General features: G+C 59.2%; 22 protein-coding genes. 7 read left to right on the top strand and 15 right to left on the bottom strand.

Going from position 1 to position 18,391, the window contains the following annotated elements:
* Positions 1-183: 183 nt before the first annotated feature.
* The 15 genes from PIB16_RS02160 to PIB16_RS02230 all read right to left on the bottom strand — a co-directional run bounded on the left by PIB16_RS02160 (position 184) and on the right by PIB16_RS02230 (position 11,242).
* Entirely contained in the window at positions 184-1,104 is a 921-nt protein-coding gene (locus PIB16_RS02160; protein ID WP_065654464.1) for a flagellin N-terminal helical domain-containing protein, read from the bottom strand.
* A 372-nt stretch (positions 1,105-1,476) separates the two neighbouring features.
* Positions 1,477-2,214 (bottom strand): flagellar type III secretion system pore protein FliP, encoded by a 738-nt coding sequence (gene fliP / locus PIB16_RS02165; RefSeq protein WP_059760555.1) that lies wholly within the window; start codon positions 2,212-2,214, stop codon positions 1,477-1,479.
* Positions 2,211-2,711, bottom strand: coding sequence for a flagellar basal body-associated FliL family protein (locus PIB16_RS02170; protein ID WP_065654462.1), 501 nt, complete (start codon positions 2,709-2,711; stop codon positions 2,211-2,213). Before PIB16_RS02170 ends, fliP begins: the two co-directional genes overlap by 4 nt.
* 28 nt (positions 2,712-2,739) lie before the next feature.
* The gene (gene flgH / locus PIB16_RS02175) at positions 2,740-3,459 is read right to left on the bottom strand and encodes a flagellar basal body L-ring protein FlgH (protein WP_078051262.1); all 720 of its coding nucleotides are present in this window, start codon (positions 3,457-3,459) and stop codon (positions 2,740-2,742) included.
* On the bottom strand, positions 3,456-3,992 hold the full coding sequence (locus PIB16_RS02180) for a MotE family protein (RefSeq protein WP_271044898.1): 537 nt from the start codon (positions 3,990-3,992) through the stop codon (positions 3,456-3,458). The genes flgH and PIB16_RS02180 overlap by 4 nt, the downstream gene beginning before the upstream one ends.
* A complete protein-coding gene (locus PIB16_RS02185) occupies positions 3,989-5,110 on the bottom strand; it encodes a flagellar basal body P-ring protein FlgI (protein ID WP_078051260.1) in 1,122 nt (373 codons plus the stop codon). Before PIB16_RS02185 ends, PIB16_RS02180 begins: the two co-directional genes overlap by 4 nt.
* Positions 5,107-5,595: a flagellar basal body P-ring formation chaperone FlgA gene (flgA, locus tag PIB16_RS02190; protein ID WP_065654459.1), complete on the bottom strand. Its 489-nt coding sequence runs from the start codon at positions 5,593-5,595 to the stop codon at positions 5,107-5,109. The genes PIB16_RS02185 and flgA overlap by 4 nt, the downstream gene beginning before the upstream one ends.
* A 20-nt stretch (positions 5,596-5,615) precedes the next feature.
* On the bottom strand, positions 5,616-6,404 hold the full coding sequence (flgG, locus tag PIB16_RS02195) for a flagellar basal-body rod protein FlgG (RefSeq protein WP_004432499.1): 789 nt from the start codon (positions 6,402-6,404) through the stop codon (positions 5,616-5,618).
* A gap of 18 nt (positions 6,405-6,422) precedes the next feature.
* Positions 6,423-6,758, bottom strand: a complete 336-nt coding sequence (locus tag PIB16_RS02200; protein WP_020811276.1) for a flagellar hook-basal body complex protein FliE — start codon at positions 6,756-6,758, stop codon at positions 6,423-6,425.
* Positions 6,755-7,174, bottom strand: coding sequence for a flagellar basal body rod protein FlgC (gene flgC, locus PIB16_RS02205; protein WP_004432501.1), 420 nt, complete (start codon positions 7,172-7,174; stop codon positions 6,755-6,757). Before flgC ends, PIB16_RS02200 begins: the two co-directional genes overlap by 4 nt.
* Before the next feature lie 3 nt (positions 7,175-7,177).
* Complete coding sequence (flgB, locus tag PIB16_RS02210) at positions 7,178-7,570, bottom strand: flagellar basal body rod protein FlgB (protein WP_004432502.1); 393 nt, start codon at positions 7,568-7,570, stop codon at positions 7,178-7,180.
* A gap of 171 nt (positions 7,571-7,741) precedes the next feature.
* Positions 7,742-8,266 carry a hypothetical protein gene (locus tag PIB16_RS02215; RefSeq protein ID WP_374996852.1) on the bottom strand — a complete coding sequence of 175 codons (525 nt, stop codon included), beginning with the start codon at positions 8,264-8,266 and terminating at the stop codon, positions 7,742-7,744.
* A 42-nt stretch (positions 8,267-8,308) separates the two neighbouring features.
* Positions 8,309-9,715: a flagellar protein export ATPase FliI gene (gene fliI / locus PIB16_RS02220; RefSeq protein WP_078051257.1), complete on the bottom strand. Its 1,407-nt coding sequence runs from the start codon at positions 9,713-9,715 to the stop codon at positions 8,309-8,311.
* Positions 9,716-9,726: 11 nt separating this feature from the next.
* Positions 9,727-10,461 carry a flagellar basal-body rod protein FlgF gene (flgF, locus tag PIB16_RS02225; RefSeq protein WP_004432506.1) on the bottom strand — a complete coding sequence of 245 codons (735 nt, stop codon included), beginning with the start codon at positions 10,459-10,461 and terminating at the stop codon, positions 9,727-9,729.
* Between the two features lies 1 nt (position 10,462).
* Positions 10,463-11,242, bottom strand: a complete 780-nt coding sequence (locus tag PIB16_RS02230) for a DUF1217 domain-containing protein (RefSeq protein WP_035263933.1) — start codon at positions 11,240-11,242, stop codon at positions 10,463-10,465.
* A 186-nt stretch (positions 11,243-11,428) separates the two neighbouring features.
* Between PIB16_RS02230 and motA the strand changes: the two genes are divergently transcribed.
* The 7 genes from motA to PIB16_RS02265 all read left to right on the top strand — a co-directional run bounded on the left by motA (position 11,429) and on the right by PIB16_RS02265 (position 18,187).
* Positions 11,429-12,301, top strand: a complete 873-nt coding sequence (gene motA, locus PIB16_RS02235; protein WP_020010426.1) for a flagellar motor stator protein MotA — start codon at positions 11,429-11,431, stop codon at positions 12,299-12,301.
* Positions 12,298-13,257: a FliM/FliN family flagellar motor switch protein gene (locus tag PIB16_RS02240; RefSeq protein WP_065654455.1), complete on the top strand. Its 960-nt coding sequence runs from the start codon at positions 12,298-12,300 to the stop codon at positions 13,255-13,257. The genes motA and PIB16_RS02240 overlap by 4 nt, the downstream gene beginning before the upstream one ends.
* A gap of 64 nt (positions 13,258-13,321) precedes the next feature.
* Positions 13,322-13,861 (top strand): flagellar motor switch protein FliN, encoded by a 540-nt coding sequence (gene fliN / locus PIB16_RS02245; protein ID WP_271044899.1) that lies wholly within the window; start codon positions 13,322-13,324, stop codon positions 13,859-13,861.
* Between the two features lie 27 nt (positions 13,862-13,888).
* Entirely contained in the window at positions 13,889-14,932 is a 1,044-nt protein-coding gene (gene fliG, locus PIB16_RS02250; protein WP_020811423.1) for a flagellar motor switch protein FliG, read from the top strand.
* Positions 14,933-15,060: 128 nt separating this feature from the next.
* On the top strand, positions 15,061-16,143 hold the full coding sequence (flhB, locus tag PIB16_RS02255; protein ID WP_004432517.1) for a flagellar biosynthesis protein FlhB: 1,083 nt from the start codon (positions 15,061-15,063) through the stop codon (positions 16,141-16,143).
* 5 nt (positions 16,144-16,148) lie between these two features.
* Positions 16,149-16,586 carry a hypothetical protein gene (locus PIB16_RS02260; protein ID WP_004432518.1) on the top strand — a complete coding sequence of 146 codons (438 nt, stop codon included), beginning with the start codon at positions 16,149-16,151 and terminating at the stop codon, positions 16,584-16,586.
* 308 nt (positions 16,587-16,894) lie between these two features.
* Positions 16,895-18,187, top strand: coding sequence for a flagellin N-terminal helical domain-containing protein (locus PIB16_RS02265; protein WP_065654453.1), 1,293 nt, complete (start codon positions 16,895-16,897; stop codon positions 18,185-18,187).
* Positions 18,188-18,391: the final 204 nt, after the last annotated feature.

Genomic DNA, 18,391 nt, shown 5'->3' on the forward strand with positions numbered 1-18,391 from the left:
AATATTTAAAAAAAAGATAAGGCCGCATCCTTATTCGGGATGCGGCCTGTCTGGTGCATTCGGTTCGATTCAGCCTATCGAACCTTTATGCTTTCTGCCCGGATATGCATTTGGTCAGCCCCCGAATGCATGTGGGAAGAAAATGGGTCCCCCAGCCCCGAAGGGCTATGAGAAGCTCAGCTCTTAGCGGAAGAGCGACAGGATGTTCTGCGAGTCGCTGTTGGCGATCGACAGAGCCTGAATTGCCAGCTGCTGCTGCGTCTGCAGAGCCTTCAGCTTGGTGGACTCTTCGTTCATGTCGGCGTCGACGAGGCGGCCAACACCCTTTTCGATGGTGTCGGACAGCTTGTCGGCGAAGTCGGTCTGCAGGTCGATACGTGCAGACAGCGAACCGAGCTTGGCGCCGGCGCTGGTCATCTTCGTCAGAGCGGTTTCAACGGAGTAGAGGGCGTTGTCGAGATCGTCGGTGGTGACGTTCATGTCGAGAACGGAGATCTGGGTGTAGGTCTTGGCGCCGACAGTCGTCGTCGCACCGGTGGCGTTCAGGATGCCGGAGTTGGCGTCGATCGTGCCGGGCGTAGCTTCCGTGTAAAGCATGGAGTTGGCGTCGAGAGCGTAGTCCGTCGTCTTGACACTGACGTTGCCGCTGGCGTCACGAACGAAGCCGGAAACAACCGTCTTGGTGGCGTTGGCGCTGGAAACGAGCCAGTTTTCACCGTTGAAAGACGCGCTCGTGCCGATCGACTTCAGCTGGTCGAGCAGCTGCGTGACTTCTTCCTGAACCTTGGCCTTGTCAACGCCCTGTTCCTTGGCGGCAACGACCTTTGCCTTGATGTCGGTGACAACCTTGATGGCGGCGTCCATACCGGCAGATGCGGTGTCAACCTTGGCAGCGCCCATGCCCAGTGCGTCAGATACTGCACCGAGAGCCTTGTTGTCGGAGCGCATGGTGGTCGCGATCGACCAGTAAGCAGCGTTGTCCGAAGCCGAACCAACCTTCAGGCCGGAAGAAATGCGGTCCTGCGTGGTCGACAGGTCGGAAGCAATGGAACGCAGGGTCGAGAGAGCGGCCATTGCGTTGGTGTTGGTGAGAATGCTTGCCATAATAAATGTGTCCCTTGTTTTTACGAGATACTGGAGTGGGGACATACCGGGTTTGGTATTACCGGTCGCAACGTTTCGGCTTCATGCCACTCGGTTCGGAAATGCTTAGTTTCAGAAACCAAACCCGCTGCGTGTAGAAAGAAACTCGCAGCGAAAAATTGCCCAATTATTAATTTGAGCGCCAAGAAATATTGGAAAATACTTATAGTTACTTTTTGATTTAGTTAAATGGTAATTTTTTTATTGAAAAATATAGTTACCAAGTCGCCATAAAAACTGGTAACCAAAACGTAAAAACGCGCAAAACCCGCGTAGCTGGGCACGCGGGGTTAAAAAACAGGGTTAACGGGTGTCAATCAGGCACAGAGGCCGTCAGTTGAACGATCTGACGAGACTGCCGACCAGCAGGTTCCAGCCGTCGATCAGCACGAAGAACAGGATCTTGAACGGCAGCGAAATCGAGGTCGGCGGTAGCATCATCATGCCCATCGCCATGGTGATGGTTGCGACGATCAGATCGATGACCAGAAACGGCAGGATGATGAGAAAACCGATCTCGAAACCGCGCCGGATTTCCGACAGCATGAAGGCGGGAACCAGCACACGGTAATCGACGACATTGTCGGTCATCACTTCCTGGCCGCGCTCGCGGGCGATGTCGACGAAAAGCTTCAGATCCTTGTCACGCGTATTGGCGTTCATGAAGGTGCGGAAGGGCTCGGCGATGCGCTGCACGGCTTGCTGTTCGTTGATCTGGTTCTGCAGAAGCGGCTGCACGCCGTCGGTCCAGGCTTTGTCGAAGGTGGGCGACATGACGTAGAAGGTCATGAACATCGCCATCGACAGCAGGATCATGTTGGACGGGGTCGAAGCCAGTCCCATGCCGGATCTGAGGATCGAAAAGGCGATCACGAAGCGCGGAAAGCTCGTGACCATGATCAGGATGCCCGGCGCGACCGAGAGAACCGTCAGCAGGCCGAAGGTGCGGATGATCCATGCCGCAACGGAGCCGTCTATCTGCGTGTTGAACAGATCGGACGGAAATTGCTGGGCACTGGCAAGACCCGGCAAGGCAAGGAGGACGGCGATGGTTACAAGAAATCGAATCATTCGATGACAAAGGTCCGGAACATGACCTTGGATACGCGCCCTTGAGAGCGCAGGTCAACTCGTTCCTGAATGTCATCCTTAAGATATTGAAAGCCGCGCGGCCCTTCCAGCTGCTGAAGGGAAACGGTACGGACATAGGCCATGATGTCCTGGTGTATTTCTTCCGCGAGACCCACCTCGACCGGCCCCTTGAACATCAGCGCCACTTCCAGCCGCACCCAGTTCGTCGAGGGATAGGCGAGGTTGGTGGTAATGGGATCGAGCTGGACGATGCCGTTCGCCTCGGCCGAGATTTTCTCGATGCCCTCTTCCTTTTTCTCGCCGTGTCCGCCGGCGGCAGCCGGGGCATGCGCCTCCGCGCCTGCGATCTTCGGCGCGATCATGCCGCCCACCAGCCAGCCGCCGCCCGCGCCGAGCAGGGTGAGGATCGCAACGCCTGCGATGGTCATGACCAGAGGGGAGGATTTTTTCTTGCCCTCAGCCTGTTCGTTTTCCATGGGTCAGTCCCGTTCCCGTGTGCCGAGGTCAGAGCGGCGAGAACAGGTCGACGACCTGTTGCCCGACCGGGGGCTGCTGCACTTCCGTCAGACGTCCGCGACCGCCATAGGAGATGCGCGCTTCGGCGATGCGCTCGTAGGAGATCATGTTCTGTGCATCGACATCCTGCGGCCTGACGATACCGCCGACATTGAGGATGCGGATTTCGTGGTTCACGCGCACTTCCTGCGAACCGCTGATGATGAGGTTGCCGTTTTCCAGAATGCCGGTCACCACGGCGGCCACCAGCAGCGTCAGCTTTTCAGAACGCTTGGTCTTGCCCTTTGCCTGGGTGTCGGTGTCGGAACCGTAATTGATGCTGGAATCCGCATCCGGCGTCCATCCCAGAATCTGAGCTTTGGCCTTCCAGTTCAGCCCACTGGAATTGGTGCGGTTGCGCTCGGTCTCGTTGTCGAAGTCGGCCTTGTCGTTGATCTGGATGTTGACGGTCAGGATGTCGCCGATGTTGAGCGCGCGCAGATCCTTGAACAGGGCGCCCTGGCTGTCGCTCCACAGCGAATAGCCGCTCGCCATGTGCTTCGGCTGCTTCGGATACATGCCCATCTGCGGCGTCTGGCTGAATTGCAGGCCGCTGCCGATCGGGCTCATCGCGGGTGCGTTGCCGATTTCCTTCAGGGTCTGGTTGTTCTGGCAGCCGGCAAGCAAGGCGAGCGGCAGGAGGAGGGCCGGAAGACGACGCGTGCTCATGAAGGATCCTTCGAAGTGTTTTTATCGGTTGCCTGCGACATGATGCCGGCGACGACGGCGGCCTTCTGCGCATCCATCTCGCTGAGGATGAGGCCCGACTGGCGCGGGGGCAGCTGCATGATGATGGCGGCCGCTATCTCCACATGCATCTTTTCGAGCTGCGGCGCGGCGGCATCGGCCTTCATCGTCTTGTAGATATCGACGAGATTGCTTTTCGCCTGATTGAGGAAATGTTCGCGGCGGGCCAGCCAGTCCTCATATTCCGCCTTGCGGTCTTCCAGCACGGCAATGCGCGCATTGACGTCGGACTGCAGCTTTTCCAGCTCCTGCTTTTGCAGCAGATAGCGCTGGTCGCGGGCCGCATCGGCGATGTTGGTGCAGAATTTCTGGATTTCATCCTGCGTGCTGAGTTCCGAAACCACGTTCTGCTGGCTTTCCGCGCCAGCAGCGGGAAGCAGGAAAAGCAGCGAGGCGACGGCCGCGAAGCGGACAAGGCCATTCGGGAAAGAGTTGTTCTTCCGAGTTTCCATCATTGCAGCACAAGCTCCGCCTGAAGGGCGCCGGCGGATTTGATGCCTTGCAGAATGGCGATGATGCCGTCCGCCTTGAGCCCGATGCTGTTGAGACCGGCAACCAGCGTGCGAAGGTCAGGCCCTTCGACGATGGCGACCTTACTGCCTTCCTGCAATGCCATGATATCCGTCTGCGGCTGAACGGCCGTCTGGCCGCGTGAGAAGGGCGCCGGCTGGATGACCTGCGGCGTTTCCGTTACCTGCACGGTCAGCGTTCCGTAGCTGACGGCGACGCGGGAGATGCGCACATCCGCGCCGATGACGATCGTGCCGGTGCGCTCGTTGATGACGACCTTGGCCGGCGTATCCGTTTCCACGGTCAGGTTTTCGATTTCCGCCATCAGCCGGGTCAGATCCGCGACACGGGGCTTCTGCACCGCGATTTCCTGCGAATCGCGCGGCTCGGCGATGGGATCGCCATAACGGGCGCGCGCAAACGCGTTGACGACATCCGCGACGCGCACCGCTGTCGAAAAATCGGGATTGCGCAATTGAAGGACCAGATTGACCGAATCCTTGAACTTGGACGGCAGTTCCCGCTCGATGATCGCGCCGTTTGGCACGCGGGCGGAGGTGGTGACGCCCTGCGTCAGCGTCGCGGCATCGCCCTGGGCGGAAAAGCCGTTGACGATCAGCGCCCCTTGGGCGACTGCGTAAATCTGCCCGTCCGCGCCGGAAAGGGAGGTCATGATGAGCGTGCCGCCGCGCAGCGACGAGGCGTCGCCCAGCGAGCTGACCGTCACGTCGACACGGCTGCCGGGGCTGGCGAAGGGCGGCAGATTGGTCGTCACCATCACGGCGGCGATGTTCTTGGCGTTCGACTGGCCGCCCTGCGTGGTGATGCCGAGATTCTGCAGCATCGCGCGCATGGATTGCTCGGTAAACGGCGAGGAGCGCAGGCTGTCGCCCGTGCCCTGCAGGCCGACCACGAGACCGTAACCGATCAGCTGGTTGTCACGCCCCGCCTGCAGCGATGCGATATCCTTGATGCGGGATGTATCCGCATGCGCTGCCGGAACGGAAAGGAAGGGCTGGGCCGAAAACAGAATGGCCGCGGCCAGAATACGAAGCACTCTCATTTCGCCATCACCTGAATGGTTCCGTCCTTCATGACCGTGCCGTTGACGATGACGCCGGAATCGATGTTGCGCACCCGCACGATTTCGCCGAGCGAGCCGTCGGTCATCGGCGTTCCCGAAGCCATCAGCGTCATGTTGCCGATGGTGAAGACGAGTTTGACGCTGGTGCCGCGCGTGACGAGCGAAGGTTCGCGCAGGGCGGCAACGGGGATCGTGCGTCCGGGAAGCAGGGTCTGCTTGGAGATCATGCCTTCCACTTCGCTGATATCGCTCGCATAACCCGAGGAAATATTGGGATTGGTCACTTCCACCGGCTTCACCTGTTCGGGCGTGATCGTCTCGCCCGGATAGATCGTGCGGGTGGGAACCAGCGCCATCGGCGCCTGGGCAAGAGCGGGCGTCAGGGCGCCCAGTGAAAAGGCAGACGCAAGGCATATACGGACGAGCGCCGTTCTGCTGCTGCTATGTTTCCGGCCAAACCTCATGTTCGCCTGCCTTTCCGTTCTTACTTCAGGTTCTTGCTGACAATCGAAGCCATTTCGTCAGCGGTGGTGATGACCTTGGAATTCATCTCGTAGGCGCGCTGCGCCGTGATCAGGTCGGTGATTTCCTTGACGGCGTCGACGTTCGAGCCTTCGAGATAGGACTGCTTGATGTAGCCGTAGCTCGGATCGTCGGGCACGCCGATGACGGCGTCGCCGGAAGCCGGCGTCTGGGCGAAGAGGTTGTCGCCGAGCGGCTTCAGGCCGGCTTCGTTGGCAAAGTTGGCGATGGTGAGCTGGCCGAGTTCGGTGAATTCCGTGGCATTGCCGATACGGGCGGTCACCTGGCCCGTGCGGGTAACGGTGATGTCCTGCGCATCGGTCGGGATATTGATGTTCGGAATGACGTTATAGCCGTCGATCGTCACGAGATTGCCGTCGGCATTCTTGTTGAAGGCGCCAGCGCGGCTGTAGAGCGTCGAACCGTCCGCCGCCTCGATCTGGAACCAGCCCTGGCCGATGATCGCCACGTCCAGCTTGTTGCCGGTCTCGATCAGGTTGCCCTGGGTGTGGATGTTGCGCACGGCCGAGGTCTGCACGCCGAGGCCGATATTGGCGCCTTCGGGCACGATCGCCTGGTTGGCGCGGTTCGGCACGCCCTGCATGCGCTCGGTCTGGTAAAGAAGATCGGTGAACTCCGCACGCGCGCGCTTGTAACCGGTGGTGTTGATATTGGCGATGTTGTTGGCGATGACTTCCAGATTGGTCTGCTGGGCGTCCATACCGGTGGCAGCGATGGCAAGAGCTCTCATGTCAATATTCCTGCTGGGCTAGATCTGCATCTTGGTAATGTCGAGATAGGCCGACACGATCTTGTCTCGGAGCGCGATGGCGGTTTGCAGCGACTGTTCGGCCGAAAGCATGGCGTCGACCACTTCACGCGTATTCGCCTTGCCCTGAATGCCTTCGAAGGAAGCGACTTCCGCCTTCTTCAGATTGTTCATCGCATCCACCGAGATATTGCCGAGAACGCTGGCGAAGCTTGCGCCCGTCTGCTGGGCGGGCGTCGTCTGCTCGCTGCCGAAAACGCTTTCCGTCAGCGAGGAAATGCCGCTTGCGCCGCGGGTGAGCGAAAGGGAACTGACTTGTTTGATACCGTCGATCATTGCGATGCCTTCAGAAGGTCGATTGTGGAGGCGACGAGGTCGCGTGTCTGGCGGATGACCTGAAGATTGGCGTCGTAGCTGCGGTTTGCTTCGCGCATGTCCGCCATTTCGATCAGGATGTTGACGTTCGGCATCTTCACCATGCCGTTGCTGTCGGCGGCCGGGTTGCCGGGATCGTACTCGTTGACGAAATCGCCACGGTCGACGCCGAGCTTTTTCACCGTCACGCGTTCCACGCCGCTGACGCGGTCGAGCTCGGAACCGAAAGTGATGGTCTTGCGGCGATAGGGGTCGGCGCCGGGGGTGTCGCCGGTCGATCGGGCGTTGGCGATGTTTTCGGAGACGATGCGCAGTCGCGTGGACTGCACTTCCAGGCCGCTGCCGGCAATCTTGCTCGCCGCACTCAAGGGATCCATGGCTTACCTCTTAACCGTCATCAGCATCATGCGATGGAAGGATTTGACGAGATTGGCGTTCAGCTCGTACTGCCGCTTGATCTCGCCGGTCTTGGTCATTTCTTCCGCAAGCGCGACCGAATTGCCCGATTCCTGCATGCCGATCTCGTTATTGACCGGGTTGTCGCGCACCGCGATATTGTCGCTGAGTGTGCTCTCGCCAAAGTGGGCAGGGTTGGTCCTCGCCATGCCAACCTGCTGGCTGGTGGCCTGCATGACCGCTTCGAAAGGGCTGACATCCTTGGCGCGGAACTTGGGTGTGTTGGCGTTGGCGATGTTGGTCGCCACGACTTCCTGCCGCACGCTCAGCCATTCCGCTTGGCGGGATGCCAGATCGAACAGTTGAATCGGTTGCATAGACTTCTCCATCTCGTATGGCCCGAACCTAAGGGGCTAATCTTGCGTCAGACTTGCGGAGAGGGGAGAAGGCGCGGAACGGCGCAAGACGCGGATATGGATGCGGCCTGCCAAAAACAAAAAAGGCGCGCCGGCAGATGCGGCGCGCCTTTCGGACCAGAGAAAAATCTTTTATTTTTCAGGACGATAGGTCTTGCCGGAAGACGTCTCTATCAGCCATTCGCCGTTGCGCTGTTCGATCTTCGTCAGCAACGCATTGTCCGGCAGGGTCGAACCGACCCTCACCATATACATGCCCGAACCGTCCTCGATCAGGGCGCGCCCGTTGGAAACATGCAGCAGACGGAAGGAGGTCTGGCCGGGGAACGGTTGGTCCTCGATTCCGGCTGCCAGATTGTTCTGCTTTTCCTTGCCGCCTGCGTTCACGGTCGCCGTCGTCAGCATGTCGGGCAACTCCGCCGGCGGCGGGGTGTCTTCCTTGTTGCGATTGGTCATGGCCATCGGCGAAACGCTGAAGACTTCCCGTGGGCCGGTATGGGGCAGATCGCGGGTGCGGTCGCCGCCCGCCACTTTCATGCCGAACTTTTCTTCGTTGAAGAAAACGTACCAGGGAAAGAAGGCTGCCGCGGCAGCAAGCGTAATGCCTGTCCATGCGAGAATACGGTCGGGCGTGAAGAAAGCGGGCTTGGGCAGCACGTCTTCATCATGGCTATCGTTGGTCCGTTTTTTCTTCACGGGTCAGCCTCTCGCTCTGGGAGTTACCTGCGGCTGACCGTTCTGCGCGCCGCTCCGCAAGGCGGTCGCCAGATCAGCATAGGCATCCTGCGCCGCCGGTTCGTTCGGCAGCTGCTTTAACGTTTCGTAGATGATCGGAACCTGCTTCACCGCCATGTCGAGATCAGGATCGGTGCCGGGCCGATAACCGCCGATGAGGCGAAGATCGCGAGTTTCCTCGAAGCGATGCACCAGCGCCTTGAGGCGCGACACCAGCTTCTCCTGATCCGGTGTCCAGGCCTTCTTGGCAAGACGCGAGATAGAGGCGAGCGGATTGATTGGCGGGTAACGGCCTTCTTCTGCAAGGCTGCGGTCAAGCACGATATGGCCATCGAGAATACCGCGCGTCGAATCGGCAATCGGGTCGTTGTGATTGTCGCCATCCACCAGAATGGAGACGATGGCGGTGATGGTGCCGGTGCCTTCCGCGCCCGGTCCTGCCCGCTCCAGAAGGCGCGGCAATTCGGTGAAGACCGAGGCCGGATAGCCGCGCGCCACCGGCGGCTCGCCCGAAGCGACCGCCACTTCGCGGATGGCATGGGCAAAGCGCGTCACGCTGTCGATGATCAAGAGGACATTGTCGCCCTGATCGCGAAAATGTTCGGCGATGGTGACGGCGGAAAGCGGGGCCATCTTGCGCAGCATCGGGCTTTCATCGCTTGTCGCAACGACGGCGATGGACTTGCTCATATTTTCGCCCATCGTGTCTTCGATGAATTCGCGCACTTCACGGCCGCGTTCGCCGACAAGAGCAATTACCACCTTGTCGAAGGCGTCTGCCTTGGCGAGCATCGACAGCAGCGTGGATTTGCCCACACCGGAACCGGCGAAAATGCCGAGGCGCTGGCCGAGGCAAAGCGGCGAGAAGATATCGATTGCCCGCACACCGGTCTTGAAAGGCGTTTCCACCCTTTTGCGCGTCATCGAGGGCGGCGCATTGTTGGAAATCGAACGGCGCTCGATGCCGGAGGCCAGCGGCCCCTGGCCGTCGATGGGTTCGCCGAGCGCATTGATGGTGCGTCCGCACCAGCTATCATCGGGCGAGACGCGGAAGGCGCCCTTGCGGATGACGGTGTCGTGAATGCCGATCGGCTCGCCGGGCTCGATGGGGCAGACATAGCAGATGTCCGGTTCCACGCGCACCACTTCGCCGAGATGAATGCCGGTCGCGCTGCGATGGGCGACGAATTCTCCGAGCCGCACATGCCGTGACAGGCCGGAAACCGTATAGTGCCCGGCGGCGATGGTGCGGACATGCCCGCCATGCGCCACCGAAAACTCCGGATCGGCATAATGCCCGGCCAAGCTGGCGAGCTGTGCAAGCTTCGGTGAAATGGCGTCAGCCGAGAGCATGGATTCCGGCATTGTCATTACTCAGTTCCTCAACGCGCGCCGCCAAGCGTCTTGATGCCTTCGCCGAAGGTCGATTCGGTATCGCGCATCAGCGAGGAGATGCTTTCAAAGGCGCGGTTGACCTGAATGAGCTGGGTCATCTGGGAAATGCCGTTGACGTTCGACTGTTCGAGATAACCCTGAACGACGCCGACTTCATGATTGTTGACCACCGGAACCGGCTGGGCCACCGGCTTCACGCCGCTATTGGGATGTCGCAGGAACCCTTGCGAGAAATCCGCCTGGAAGATGCCGAGGGTGGCGACGATGTTTTCGTTCTGCCGGATGGCGCCATCGAGACCGACGGTGATCGGGCCGCCATTCGGATTGAGCTGGATCGGGCCGCCGCCGGCATCGAGAACGGGATAACCGTTCGAGGAGATGAGCGCGCCGTCCGGACGCATGGTGAAGCGGCCGTCGCGGGTCAGAATCTGGCCATCGGGCGTATCCAGCGAAAACCAGGCGTCGCCCTTGATGGCGAAATCGAAGGAGTTGCCGGTCTGCTCGAAAGCGCCCTGACGGGTGGAGAGATAGTCGTTGCCCTGCGAAACGAAAGCCACCCTGGCATTCATGTCATTGTGGTTCTTGGCGACCATTTCGTCGAATTTCACTTCGGAGCCGCGGAAGCCGACCGTGTTCACATTCGCCATGTTGTCGGAAATGGTGGTGAGACGGCGCTCCAGCGCGATCTGCGAGGACAGGGCGACGTATAGTCCGGATTGCATATCATTTGCCTCCGAGTTTCAGGGAGTTGATGGAGATCAGCAGGTCCGGGGAAATGCCGTAGCCGCTGGAGGAGCCGAAAACGGCAAGAGGATCATAGGTCGTCGAGGGGTTTTGCATTTCCCACATGATGGTGAAACGCTCGAGCAGCTTGCCGACCTTTTCGGGATCCTGCAGATCCTTGATATCGATGGTTTTTTCGATGAGCGCCGCCTGTTTGTCGACATCGGCGGCGGCAAACTCGTCGGGAAGGTTGTAGGCCGTGCGAAACACCTGCGCGAGCGCATCGTCCGCCAGAAAGTCGAGGCCGGATGTAATGGTTGACGCCTTGCGTTCGAAATAAAGGGCAAGCCGGACGCCGTTATTGTCGTCGCCCGCTTCCTGTTCCAGCGTCTGGCGGGTGTATTTGCCGATGACGCCCGATTTGGCGGCCTCGGTGGAGGTCGCCGCGGCCCCCAGGCCGGCAAAATCCAGCGACTTCGCAAAATCCGCATAACGGCTGTCGGAGAGCTTGTTGGCGAAGGCGTCCTTGTCCGAGGTGCCTTCCGTCAGCACCTTGCGGATGAAGGCCTTCGCATAGGCCATATCCTCGAGCCCGTGCGCCTTCAGCGCGTAATTGTAAAGGCGCGTATCGGCCATGAAATCGTCGATGGATTTCACATCGCCGATCTTCGCGCGGTAATATTCGGTCTCGCGCGCCACGTCGGGCTGCTCCGACACCCGCTCAAGCGATTTGCCGATATCCTGACTGATCAGTCTGTAGCTGGTGTAGGTGGAAGTCACTGAACCGCCGCTCTCGTTTGATCCCGATCTCAAGGCGCACGTCCGCCTTTGCCGGCATAGTGCCGTGGCTTGCTTGTGCGAAACTGGCTGGAGGCGGCAGCGGGGGAGAGGCTTTGCGGACAGGTTCACGCAAGCCACATTTTTTAGACATGGGGGCATGGAACACTGTTCGGGCGTGGTCGATCAATGAATATTGTAATTGGACTTATAATCACCTTCGGCTGCATCATCGGCGGCTATATGGCGATGGGCGGTCATCTGGACGTGCTGGTTCAGCCGTTCGAATTGATGATCATCGGCGGCGCCGGTCTCGGCGGCTTCATCATGGCGAACCCCATGAAGGTCGTGAAGGACTCGGGCAAGGCGCTCGGCGAGGCCTTCAAGCATTCGGTCCCGAAGGAGCGAAACTATCTCGACGTGCTCGGCGTGCTTTATTCGCTGATGCGCGATCTGCGCACGAAATCGCGCAACGAGATCGAGGCCCATATCGACAATCCGGAAGAATCCTCAATCTTCCAGAGCGCGCCCTCGGTTCTGAAAAACAAGGAACTGACCTCGTTCATCTGTGACTATGTCCGCCTCATCATCATCGGCAACGCCCGCAGCCACGAAATCGAGGCGCTGATGGATGAGGAAATCGAGACCATCCTGAACGACAAGCTGAAACCCTATCACGCGATCACCACCATGGGCGATTCTTTCCCCGCCATCGGTATCGTCGCGGCGGTTCTCGGCGTCATCAAGGCCATGGGCAAGATCAACGAATCGCCGGAAGTGCTGGGCGGCCTGATCGGCGCCGCACTCGTCGGCACCATGCTCGGCATTATCCTGTCCTATTCGATCTGCAACCCGCTGGCGTCCCAGGTCAAGATCGTCCGCACCAAGCAGCACCGCCTCTACATCATCGTCAAGCAGACGCTGATCGCCTACATGAACGGCTCGGTGCCGCAGGTCGCGCTCGAATACGGCCGCAAGACCATCTCCAACTACGAGCGGCCGTCGATTGACGCTGTCGAGCAGGAGATGATGAACCCCGGCGGCGAAAACAAGGCGGCATGACGATGGCAAAAGCTGCAGCGCAACAAGCACCTGCCATCGACACCGCCCTTCTCGCAAAATTGACGGGAGGGTTGTCCGACCGCAAGACGATCGCCAAGATCGGCTCCGATATCGGCCATCTCTACAGCGAATTCCTGCCTGATATTTTCCACAGCGAGACCGGCATCGCAATCGACGTCGAATATGTCGGCTCCGAATCGGGACTGATGACCGACCTGATTGCCAATGTCGGGCGCAATGTCGCGGTTGCCGATTGTTCCCTGCGCAACTGGTGCCCCAATTTCATGATGACGGTCGGCAACGGCTTCGTCATCGCGCTCATGGAGCGCATGCTGGGCGCGTCGCCGGACATGATCGGCGAACCGGACGAGCGCAGCCTGTCCCATATCGAGCTCGACCTCGCGGCCATGGTTCTTGGCCGCATCGCTGGCGTCCTGCGCTCCGGTGTCAACGCGCCGGGCGGTTTTGAAGCGACCATTGAGCCGCCCTTCAATTCCAACGGAAAGAGCGCCTTCGACGAGATGATCGCCGGCCTTTACGGCGTGACCATCCGCATGAAGATCGTTATCGGCAAGGTATCCTCGGAGTTTTCTCTCATCGTGCCGCAGCGGCCGCTGCTCAAGACCTCAATCGTCGCGCCCAAGGCTTCAGCCCAGGCGCTGAAGAAGCAGGAAGAGTGGATGGAGATGATCTCGGAGCAGGTGAAGCGGTCGCAGGTCACGCTCGAGGCGCGCATCAAGCTTGAAACACTGACGCTCAGGACGATTTCCAAGCTGGTGGCCGGTGATGTCATCCCGTTCCAGGCTCTGAAGCAGGACGATATCGGCGTCGAGGTCAGCGCCAACGGTTCCAAGCTCTACAATTGCGAATTCGGCAAGTCCGGCGACCGCTACATGGTTCGGGTGAAGAACAATGTCAGCACGGACGACGAGATCTTACGACATTTGATGGGTTAAATCCTGCCTGGCCTTTTCGGGTTCTGGGCAGGCTGACGCAAGTTTCAAAGGGAATAATCAGCGCATGGCTACGAAGAAAACACCTGTGACCGATGATGCGGCGTTGCCGTCGTTTGAAGACGCCGGCGACCTCGACCAGGCTATCGGCGATCTGCGTGGCGTCCTCAAGACGGATGCGGAAGGTTCGCTCTCCGATTTCGGCGACTTCGGCGATTTCGGCAGCACGGACGAGGTCTCGACGGATACCGACCTTTCCGCTTTCGGTGGCGGAACGGCCGATTTTGGGATGGATGATTTTGCCGCCGCCCCGCAGGTTGCGGGGGTTAAGGCGCCGCTTGGCAGCGGATTGTCCGAAAACATGGAAATGATCATGGACATCCCGATCGATGTCCAGATCGTGCTTGGCACCAGCAGAATGCTCGTTTCGGGGCTGATGAGCCTTGAAGAGGGCGCAACGATCGCGCTTGATCGCAAGATCGGCGAGCCGGTCGAGATCATGGTGAATGGCCGCCGTATTGCGCGCGGTGAAATAACGGTTCTGGAAGACGACGATACGCGCTTCGGCGTAAAATTGATTGAAGTACTGAGTACGAAGAAAGCCTGATCCCTGTGGGGACGGAGAGGAAAGACCATGATGGACTTCGAGGATTTCGGTAACCCCCTGGCAGGGAAACCGTTGTCTCAGGCCGACAAGGCGGCCGCGGTGCTTCTTGCCATGGGCAAGGGCGTCGCCGGCAAGCTGCTGAAATTTTTCACGCAGCACGAATTGCAGATGATCATTTCCTCGGCCCAGACCCTGCGTGTCATTCCTCCCGATGAGCTTGCCCAGATAGTCGCCGAATTCGAAGACCTGTTCACCGAGGGAACGGGCCTCATGGACAATGCCAAGGCAATCGAGAGCATTCTCGAAGAGGGCCTCACCCCTGAAGAGGTGGACAGCCTTCTCGGCCGTCGCGCGGCCTTCCAGGCCTATGAAGCGTCGATCTGGGACCGCCTGCAGGAAGCCGAGCCGGAATTCGTCGGCAAGTTCCTGCTGCGCGAACATCCGCAGACCATCGCCTATATCCTCTCCATGCTGCCTTCTTCCTTCGGCGCTAAGGTTCTCCTGACCATTCCGGAAGAGCAGCGCGCCGATATCATGAACCGTACCGTCAATATGAAGGAAGTCAGCCCGACGGCTGCCCAGATCATCGAGAAGCGTGTGGTCAACCTCATCAACGAAATCGAGGCCGAGCGCAATGCCGGCGGTTCCACGAAGGTTGCCGATCTGATGAACGAACTGGACAAGCCGCAAGTCGATACGCTGCTCAGCTCGCTCGAGACGCTCAGCAAGGAAGCCGCAAACAAGGTCAAGCCGAAGATCTTCCTCTTCGACGACCTCATGTTCATGCCGCAGCGCAGCCGCGTCCTGCTGCTCAACGATGTCTCGGCCGATGTTCTGACGATGGCGCTGCGCGGCGCCACGATGGAAATCAAGGAATGCGTGCTCTCCAGCATCAGCCCGCGCCAGCGCCGCATGATCGAATCGGACCTTGCGGTGCCGCAGGCCTCGATCAACACCCGCGAAGTGGCAATCGCACGCCGCGCCGTCGCGCAGGAAGCGATCCGGCTCGCCAATTCCGGCCAGATCCAGCTGAAGGAAGCTTCCGCGGAGGAACAACCGGCCGCCGCTTGAGCGGAAGCCGGTTGATAACCCGCCCTTACGGCGGAAGCGGCCATTGCGATGGCCGGTCACGGACGCTAGTTTCGGGAATGACGGCCTGCCGGGATCGGCGGGCCTTTTTTTGATCCCGGAGACGTGCCTTGGCAGACGATCAGGACAAGGACAGTAAAACAGAAGCCCCGACGGAGAAAAAACTCCGCGATGCGGCGGAAAAGGGCAATCTTCCCTTTTCCCGCGAAGTGCCGATCTTTGCCTCCTCGCTTGCCTTTTATTGTTACCTGGTCTTCTTCCTGCCCGATGGCGCCGGTCGTCTTGGCGTCACATTGAAGGACCTGTTCGGCCAGCCCGAACAGTGGGACCTCAGCACCCGGCCGGATGCCCTGTCGCTATTGTATTTTCTCGGCACCTCGATGGCCTATCTGCTCATGCCGGCGATGATCATGTTCATCGTCTTCGGGCTTGCCTCGTCGTTTTTCCAGAACCTGCCGTCGCCGGTGCTTGAGCGGGTGCGTCCGCAATGGTCGCGCGTCTCGCCGGCGAAGGGCTTCACGCGCATCTACAGCAAGCAGGGTTTCGTTGAATTCGGCAAATCCGTATTCAAGATCATGATCGTCTCGGTGATCATGTTCCTTGCCCTGCGTGGCGATTTTTACAGCCTCATCGATCTGATGTTCTCCGATCCGCAGGTGATTTTCGTCCGCGTCGTCGAGATCGTCAAAAAGATGATGGTCGTTATTCTGCTTTCGACCGCGCTGCTTGCCGCCGTCGACGTTTTGTGGACGCGCCACCACTGGTTCAGCCAGCTGAAGATGACGAAGCATGAGGTGAAGGAAGAATACAAGCAGTCGCAGGGCGACCCCGTGGTCAAATCCCGCCAGCGCTCCATCGCCCGCGACCGTGCCCGCCGCCGCATGATCAACAATGTGCCGCGCGCCACACTCGTCATCGCCAACCCGACACACTTTGCGGTGGCGCTGCGTTATGTTCGCGAAGAAGGCGACGCACCTGTCGTCGTCGCCAAGGGTCAGGACCTTATCGCATTGAAAATCCGCGAGATTGCGGAAGAAAACAATATCCCCGTTTTTGAAGACCCGCCGCTTGCACGCTCCATGTTTGCGCAAGTCTCGGTAGATAGTGTGATTCCACCAGTCTTTTACAAGGCTGTGGCTGAGCTCGTTCACCGGGTTTACGCCATGAAGTCATCGAAAATACGGGTTCAATAAAACCAATGAAAAAATCCGCCTATTCCGAACAGCGGGAAATGATCGTCGCAGAGGCGATCAACCCGATTGCCACCGAACTTCGATTGTTAGACCCGGCCGACCTGATTTCGCTGCTTCGATTCGAGTGCTACGGCAGTATCGCCGACCTCGTTTCATCGGCTGCGGAGCTTTATTATCATCCCGGTACGATCAATTTCGGCGCCGGCGGCGAATATAAGCTCGAATGGGAAGGCGCGCCGGAGATCGTTCTCGATCTCGAACTGAAGCCGAAGGGCGCCACGGTCTATGCGCGATTGACGCTCGCCAACGAACATGCGGCGATTGAGATCAATCACGTCTCGTTTCAGAATCCTTCCGAAAATCCGGACGAGAACACCGAGTTTCTTCGTCAAAGCCTGACGGCTGCTCGATTCGTGCCCACCCGTCAGGGCGAAGCGGCTTAACCGGATCACCCGCTCCCCATTTCCGTCATGTCCGTTGCGCGCGCCGAAATCGCGGGCGCAACGGCCTCGTTCCGGTGCGTTTTAACCCGAGCTTGCCTGAAGCCTGCCGGTTTATGCGAAACCCGGCTGCGAAAGCGAGGAACGCCTTGCAAATCAGTCTCGTTGTTTGTTACCTATCGCATTAACGATTTGTTAACGAACGGCAGGTCGCGGTGGTCGGTTCAGGCCATTGCCGATGCGCATGATGCCCCTGGTCGTTGTCGGCACAGCGCCGGATTTTTTCTTAAATTTTGAGTTGGGTGGACCCCATGACCAGCATTTTGACCAATGCGGCGGCAATGGCCGCGCTGCAAACCCTGCGGATGATCGACAAGAATCTGGAAACGACGCAGGCGCGCGTGTCTTCAGGCTATCGTGTCGAGACTGCGGCGGACAACGCGGCCTACTGGTCCATTGCAACGACAATGCGCTCCGACAATAATGCGCTTTCGGCCGTGCAGGATGCTTTGGGTCTGGGCGCCGCCAAGGTGGATACCGCCTATGACGCGCTTGAAAGCACGATCGAGGTCGTCAAGCAGATCAAGGCCAAGCTCGTCGCCGCCTATGGCGTGGGTGCCGACCGCAGCAAGATTCAGGATGAAATAAAACAGCTTCAGGAACAGCTGAAGAGCATCTCCGAATCGGCCTCCTTCTCGGGTGAAAATTGGCTGCAGGCCAGTATCAGCAACGGTGGCACGCCTCCGGTTGAAGAATCGATCACCAAAAAGGTCGTTGCATCCTTCACCCGCACTGGCTCGGGCAATGTCGGGGTCACCACCGTTGACTACACGCTCGACAGCAGCACCGTCCTGTTCGACCTCAGTGGCGGAAAGCTCGGTATTCTCGACAAAAACGCCGTTTTCGTCAGCAAGACGGAATATGAAGTCACCCAGACCTCGACGACCGCCGGCACGGCGACGCAGGCGGGTTTTGTCGTACCGAAGCTCACCGACGCAGAAATCGGCGCGCTGAATGCCGCAACGACGGATACGAATACGGATCCGAATGTCTATAGCGACGGCACCGCCAATTATCTCCGCCTTGCCGAAAATGTATGGGTCAAGGTGACGGGGACGGATCCGTCGAGCGGCGGCACCACCGTTTCTCCTGCCTATCGCGACACCAGCAGCAACGATTGGTTTTACGATACCAGCAGCGGAGCGGCTTCAGCCGCTCGTTCCCTCGGCTTTTCCGTTTCCACCCTCGATCTCGGCAATCTCGATATCGTTGCCGCGGCCATGGGCGGTTTTGCCGGCGGCGGCACGACCTATACCGACGCAGACGCCATCGACATGATGATGTCCTTCGTCGACGGGCAGCTTGAGGCGATGACCAGCACGGCTTCCAGCCTGGGTTCGTTGCAGAGCCGCATCAGCATGCAGGACAACTTCGTTTCCAGCCTGATGGATGTGATCGACAAGGGCATCGGCCGTCTCGTCGATGCCGACATGAACGAGGAATCGACCAGGCTGAAGGCGCTGCAGACGCAGCAGCAGCTCGGCATCCAGGCGCTCTCCATCGCCAACGCCAATGCGGAAAATATCCTCCAGCTCTTCAAGTAACGGCTCTGGCCGGCGTGGGCGCGCGGGGATGAATTGGCGCAGGCTTCCTGATCGAGCCCGCCTTCATCCTCGCACAAGTTTGAACACCTAACGTCGGGTCAATATGGGGCGGATCGCATGGCGTGATCCGGCCGGGAAACATGGAAGAGACGGGCAGGGTAGCAAGGATGACGGTGGTGCCGCCAAACGGCTTAGAGCATTTCC

Origin of the sequence: Agrobacterium sp. ST15.13.015, from assembly GCF_027871645.1 — a bacterium.
GTDB classification, from domain to species: domain Bacteria; phylum Pseudomonadota; class Alphaproteobacteria; order Rhizobiales; family Rhizobiaceae; genus Agrobacterium; species Agrobacterium leguminum.